9 protein-coding genes are annotated in these 6,085 nt (G+C 33.4%); 2 read left to right on the top strand and 7 right to left on the bottom strand.

Going from position 1 to position 6,085, the window contains the following annotated elements:
* Positions 1–97 precede the first annotated feature (97 nt).
* The 7 genes from NCCP28_RS23270 to NCCP28_RS23710 form a co-directional block, all read right to left on the bottom strand.
* Positions 98–1,105, bottom strand: a complete 1,008-nt coding sequence (locus NCCP28_RS23270; protein ID WP_248563541.1) for an efflux RND transporter periplasmic adaptor subunit — start codon at positions 1,103–1,105, stop codon at positions 98–100.
* A 195-nt stretch (positions 1,106–1,300) separates the two neighbouring features.
* Entirely contained in the window at positions 1,301–2,668 is a 1,368-nt protein-coding gene (locus NCCP28_RS23265; protein ID WP_248563540.1) for an MATE family efflux transporter, read from the bottom strand.
* A 2-nt stretch (positions 2,669–2,670) separates the two neighbouring features.
* Positions 2,671–3,012, bottom strand: coding sequence for a GIY-YIG nuclease family protein (locus NCCP28_RS23260; RefSeq protein ID WP_248563539.1), 342 nt, complete (start codon positions 3,010–3,012; stop codon positions 2,671–2,673).
* Between the two features lie 15 nt (positions 3,013–3,027).
* Positions 3,028–3,774, bottom strand: coding sequence for a DUF2087 domain-containing protein (locus tag NCCP28_RS23255; RefSeq protein ID WP_248563538.1), 747 nt, complete (start codon positions 3,772–3,774; stop codon positions 3,028–3,030).
* Positions 3,775–4,229: 455 nt separating this feature from the next.
* Entirely contained in the window at positions 4,230–4,745 is a 516-nt protein-coding gene (locus tag NCCP28_RS23250; RefSeq protein ID WP_248563537.1) for a DUF4163 domain-containing protein, read from the bottom strand.
* Positions 4,746–4,779: 34 nt separating this feature from the next.
* A complete protein-coding gene (locus NCCP28_RS23715; protein ID WP_282579608.1) occupies positions 4,780–5,046 on the bottom strand; it encodes an RNA polymerase sigma factor in 267 nt (88 codons plus the stop codon).
* Positions 5,043–5,243, bottom strand: coding sequence for a hypothetical protein (locus NCCP28_RS23710; RefSeq protein WP_282579607.1), 201 nt, complete (start codon positions 5,241–5,243; stop codon positions 5,043–5,045). The genes NCCP28_RS23715 and NCCP28_RS23710 overlap by 4 nt, the downstream gene beginning before the upstream one ends.
* 340 nt (positions 5,244–5,583) lie before the next feature.
* On the opposite strand from NCCP28_RS23710, the gene NCCP28_RS23705 reads away from it, so the two are divergent.
* Together NCCP28_RS23705 and NCCP28_RS23940 are read left to right on the top strand one after the other, a co-directional pair.
* Positions 5,584–5,778, top strand: coding sequence for a DUF2691 family protein (locus tag NCCP28_RS23705; protein ID WP_282579606.1), 195 nt, complete (start codon positions 5,584–5,586; stop codon positions 5,776–5,778).
* Positions 5,779–5,848: 70 nt separating this feature from the next.
* Positions 5,849–5,947 carry a DUF2691 family protein gene (locus tag NCCP28_RS23940; protein WP_282579605.1) on the top strand — a complete coding sequence of 33 codons (99 nt, stop codon included), beginning with the start codon at positions 5,849–5,851 and terminating at the stop codon, positions 5,945–5,947.
* Positions 5,948–6,085: the final 138 nt, after the last annotated feature.

The following is a 6,085-nucleotide window of genomic DNA, read 5'->3' as shown; positions in this document are numbered from 1 at the left end:
GAAAGACTAACATTGTCCAGTGCCATCACCGTTTCGCCGCCAAGGGTGTACTGCTTCTGCAAATTTTTTATCTCCACAATCCGTTTTTCTTCTAACATTAGTTGCTTTCTCCTCCTTGTCCGCCTGATGGCATTTGGCCTCCCCCGGTTCCTGATGGCATTTCTCCACCGCCGCCTGATGGCATTTGTTGATTTTGTGTGCTGTCGCTGCTTGATTCAAATGTTGGCAATACAACGGTTGTTCCTTCATCTAAACCATTTGTGATTTCTGCCACTTCTTCATTTTCCAAGCCTACTTCAACTGTTTGTTTCGTTGTAGAAACGTTGCTGGAATCTTCAGACGCTGTGGTACTAGATGGAATTAGCACATAGTACTTGCCATCTTCTTTTTGCAGCGCCTCAATTGGAATAGTGACTACATCTGTTTTATCGCTAGTTGTAATGGTTGCTTCTGCCGTCATGCCAACTAATAATCCTTTTGGTTTTGTGATTTTTACTGTTACTTCATATGTGGCTACGCTTGATGAGCTGTCCGTATTTGCTTCTTTTGCGACACTTGTTACTTTTCCTTTAAATTCTTTATCATCTAAAGCACTGACAGCAATCGTTGCCTCTTGTCCTACTTTTACCTTTGCAATGTCGAGCTCATCCACATTTACAACCATTTCTAAACTATCATAATTCGTAATGCCAAGAACCTCTGTCCCCATCGATACTGTGCCATCTTCTTCTACATTAAGAGAAGTAATTTCTCCATCAAAAGGAGCTGTAATTGAATCGACATCCCCGTCAAAAGTGACTAATTCATCACCTTTTTCCACTTCATCTCCAACACTCACTAATACTTCTTCCACTGTTGCATTTTCGGTTGCTGATACAGTTTCACTATTGATCGCAGAAATGCTGCCAGTTCCACTTACATTCACTTCCACATCCCCTACTTCTGCCGTTGCCGTTTGTGTTGTTGTTTGAGCCTTGGCTGTATAATTATCATCTTTTGTAAAATAAAAGTAACTTCCTATTCCAGTTCCAAGTATTACAACTGTAATCCCGCTAACAATCCATTTTTTGATTTTCCTTTTTGCTTTACTTATATTTTTATTCATTTTCTTCTCAGCCTCTTTCTCTTCTATTATTTTCTCTATCTGAACTAATTTATTTTCATTGTTGTTTACAAGTAATAGAATATAAAAGAAATGCGTCAGGAATAAGTCAGAAGAAAACTTTTTTTAAAAACACTATTTTTCTGTATAAAAAAACCATCTTTTAAGCATCTATCATTACTTAAAAGATGGTTTTTTTTATACAATGGCCTTTATCTTTTTTTTCTTCCAAACAAGTTGATAATATAGCGACTGTACAGTCAAGTTAACTAGAAAAGCAGCCGGATAAGCAAGCCACACCCCTTTTATTTCAAGACTTGTGTAATGAGAAAAAATAAAGGCTGCTGGCACTTCTACTAACCAAATGCTTAAGATTGTGAAAAGAGTTGGATACAACACGATCCCTGTCGCACGCATCATTGCCGAAATTGCTTGGGTATGGCCTAAAAGCAAATAGCTCCAAAAGGATAAAAGCATAAGACTTTTGGCTATATTTACTGCTTCTTCATTTGTAAGAAACACAGATAAAATAGGCTCTGCAAACAAACAAGCTGCTAAGACTAATATTCCTCCTAAAATATAGTTTAAAAGAATGCCTATTTTTACAATTTCTTTTAAACTTGTAAACTGACCTCTGCCAATCGCTTGTGCTGCAAATACAGAAATAGCAATAGAGATGCTCATTGCTGGAATTTGTACATAACTTGCTATTTGATTGACAACGCCATATGCTGCCGTCGCTGTGCTGCCATAATCATTTACAAACATAATCACCGCTATTTCTGACATTGAAATAGCGACCATACTGATGCTTGTCGGGATTGCAAGGCGCAGCAAGTGTTTGACAATTTGCCCATTTAAACGAAAATTCTTAGTTACTGACAGATCCCATTTTAAAATATGATCTTTTTTCTTTAGATAAAGCATTAACAAAATCAAAGTAATTATATTAGAAACAACAGCTCCATATGCTGCACCATACAATCCAAGTTTTGGAAATACCCACCAGCCAAAGAGGAGAAAAGGAAGAAGGACTGTATTTACAATGACGCTGATAGCCAAAAAATAGAAGGGAGTTTTTGAATCTCCCACTCCTCTTAAAAAAGTTGTATAAACCATATAAAGAAAGGTAAAAGGCAATGTTGCAAAAAGAATGCGTGCATAATGGCTGCTTTCCTGTACAATATTAGCTGGCGTACCCATCAACATTAATATATATTCCGCAAATATGGTTCCAGCCAATGCAAGCGCAAGTGAGATCAGAATTGTAAAGGCCAATGTCACCCCAGCCACTTCTTTTACTTTTTCTTTATTTCCCCCGCCAAATGCTTGCCCAATTAAAATAGAACTACCTGACCCGATGCCAATTGCAAAAGATATAAGGAAAAAATATAATGGGAAAAATGATGAAATAACAGCTAATGCATGTACCCCAAACGCCTGCCCTACCACAATGCTGCCATATACTTGACTGAACGACTGCAAAATATTCGCCAGAAAAATCGGCAATAGAAATAACAGCATGGTTTTCATAAGGGAATTAGTTTTTTTCGGCGCTTTGCCCATTATTAGTTATAACCTCTCTCCCCATATGGCTGATACTCTTTGAGCCATTTTTCCTCTAACTTCTTTAATTCCTCTTTTTCATTAAAGTAAGGCTCATTTTTCTTTTTTAGAACTTCAATCACTTCAATCGTAAAATTCCCCTCGCCAAATTCTTGCCATTCTTGTGCTAGTTCTCTATTGACATGACCGCCTTTATTAAGCATAAATTTAACGCCATTTAATGTTTTAATATTGCGGGTGCTCGCAATAAAGACTTTCCCATTTTGTTTATTTTCAATTTTGTATATCCCTGCTTCAATTGGTGTTTCTTTATAAAGTTGTTTTAGCTCTTTTTTGCGATCCATTTTCCTCATCCTTTTTTATTTTTTTATCCAATAGCTGCTTCCATCCGCTTTGCGGTCCAGAAATCCGTATTCAATTAAATATCTGCGAATCCATACATAATCCTCATAAATAGCTTCTATTACTTCATTTATTTCTTTTTCCGTATATACTTTGTTCTTATCAATATGATTCATTATTTCTCTGAGCACAATTAGCCTTTGTTTTTCCTTTAAGGGAAATTTTAAAAGCTTTGTTCCTGAAAAGTATTTGCTGATAGCCTGTTTCTGCTCTTCCTTCGTAATGTTATAGCGATCATCGACCATTTTGGCATGTTTATGAACAGACACAAAACTAGGTGCATGCTGATCCTTTTCCTTTAAAAGCTCCATAAGTGCCAATAAGGTTTTGGCCTGCCGCTCTTTTTCTTTCAGGACAAAACGGTGATGGCGAATAGTGGATGCACTGCCAATCTCTAATTCTTGCTGTACTTCGGCATCACTTTTTCCTTGATAGAAAAGATGCAGCAATTTATTTTGATGATCTGTTAATCCCGTGATCTTTTTATCTAAAGAAATCAAGTAGTCAAACACAGATATATGTGCGTCACGAATATGAATATTCATATATTTTTCTGCTTCATATAGTAGGGTTTCATATGGATAAATAATGCCTTTTTCGATCTTTTCTCCACAAAGCAAACACACATAATCATTTTTTTCCTCTATATAGCCACGTTTCAATTCTTCTATAGATGCAGAAAAGAACAAATCTGACAATTCCATTTAGCAAACACTCCCAAAATAAGTTTATATATAGTCAAACATTTATTAATTTCGTTTGTTAACATTATATATATTATGATATTCTATTTAAAAGGTCAATAAAAAAACAAACATTTATAATTTTTGTTTGTTTTTTTATAAACAAATTATTTTTTTGTTAGATTAACATAAATGAAAGCCTTAGTATATTATGATTAAAATAAGAGTGGCGAAACACCACTCTTATTTTATATAGGCACTCCCAACTAATATATCTTTCAAAACCTCTGTTGGAATGACAAACTCTAACCACTTCGTATTCATCAAAGGAAATGCAAGTGATGTTTCTGTTTATATAAAAATTTTGATTTTAGAAACTTTATCAAATCGAGCTGGTTCTTCATTATTTTTTAAGAAATAACTAGATTGACTATCTTTCATTTTATTTGTCATTTCTTTTGTAATATAGTTCCTAATTACATCAGTATACTTATTATTTTTAAATAAACTAGGCAATTTAATAAGCGTTTCATTTTCTTTATCAATCGTATCATATTTAATAGATCTGCTGCTGATGCCTGCGTTTCTATCGTATATTTGCCAAGAGACAAGAGTTTTTTATCATCGGTTTTTACTACATAGCCGCTATCTAATGGACAATAGCCATTTGCACCCGCTGTTTCTTTTGCAAATTTTTTATATAATGCGTCATTTTCTTCTAAATATTTTTCATTTAAGCTAGTTTGCAGTCCTTTATTTTCACTCCTTGAAAGCTCTGGTGTTTTAATATCTGCTCTATTATTTTTATTCTCTTCTTCCATTCCATTACTGTTATTATTTTGATAAATGATAACGCGGCAGCGGCTGCCAATGAAAGGAAACTCATAAAGAACTTTTCTATTTCTTTTATATTTATCTACCACTTTATTGGTCATATCTTTTAACTCTAGTGGTATTGATACTTCTAGATAATTTTTCTTAAGCTCTTTCAACTTTTTTCACCATCCTGCATTAAATCATTTCAATTCACAATAGTTTTAATGCTCGTTGTAGCTTTATATTTACGGTATTAATATCTTCATCTAATACAGTTGCTATTTCACCCAGCTTTAAACCTTCAAAATAACGTAGTATAATAATTATCTTATAGGTCATGGGCAGTATTTCCATTGCCTGTTCCAAATCTAAGTTTTTGTACTGCTCTTCCGTTCCAGAAAGCAATAACTCCAAGTGATAATCCTTTATCGCATTCCATCTTTTCTTTTTTCTTAAAAAGTCTAATGATGTAGTCACAATAATACGATAAAACCAGCTTTTAATCGTATAAGCACTTTTAAATGATGCTGATTTTTTAAAGCCTTATGGATAGAATCCTTTACAATATCTAAAGCACCCTTCTTATTTCGAACATAGGAATAAGCTAATTGATAAAAGCTTTCCTTATTTTTCATAATAAGTGCCGTTATTTCTTCCTCTAATGATTTTTTCATAAATATAAAGAAGCTCCTTTATCAATAAAATCTGTAAACTTAAGTTTCACATAGGATAGGCGCACAGGTTTATGTTTTAGTTTTAATAAGAATAACTTTTTTATAGCAAAATATTAGTTTTTTCTACTTTTCATCTATTTAAGTGGATTCTATTTCTTAGATGCAGTTTACTATCACAGCGATAAAAACGATTTAAATAAAGTCATTATAGAAAGCTGTTTATTCTGAATTTTATATATATATGAAGGTATAAGACCAATGAAACTTACCTGACTATTAGATTATATTATGATATAAATTTAATAATTCAGGGAATGGTGTTTTATGAAATGGGGACTTTATGGGTGACATAATCAATATCACTGCTCTCCATTGGAGAATCGGCAGTCGAGAATCATATAAGGTAATTAATAATGAATTGGATGAAAGTCTTTTTCTAGAAGATGAAAAGCTGATAGAAGGAAAGATACTGATAAAATTATTCGCAGAAAATATCTATTATATTATTTTTGCTGAATTGCAGGCATATCCATAAGGACAAGTGGTAGGGATTGATACTTATGAGGACTTTATGAAAAACGATTGCGAACTTGTTTTATTAAGTAGTGGATAGTTGTTATATAGCCATCTACTGCAAAGATAAGGCCAATCTTGAACTGCTTTACAAGAACGCAAAAAATTGCAGATTTAAAAATGTTGAATAAATTACTAAGGCAAACGATAAAAGAACAAGGCTATCTGTCTGCTTGGTAGGTGCACAGAAAAATATTCAGCACTTAAGGGTCTCCAATTCTTTAATAATAAAAAAGTGGTTTAAAGATAATATCTTTAAACCACTTTTA

Source organism: Niallia sp. NCCP-28, from assembly GCF_023168165.1.
Classification (GTDB): Bacteria; Bacillota; Bacilli; order Bacillales; family Cytobacillaceae; genus Niallia.
This window is presented reverse-complemented; position numbering and strand designations above follow the sequence as displayed.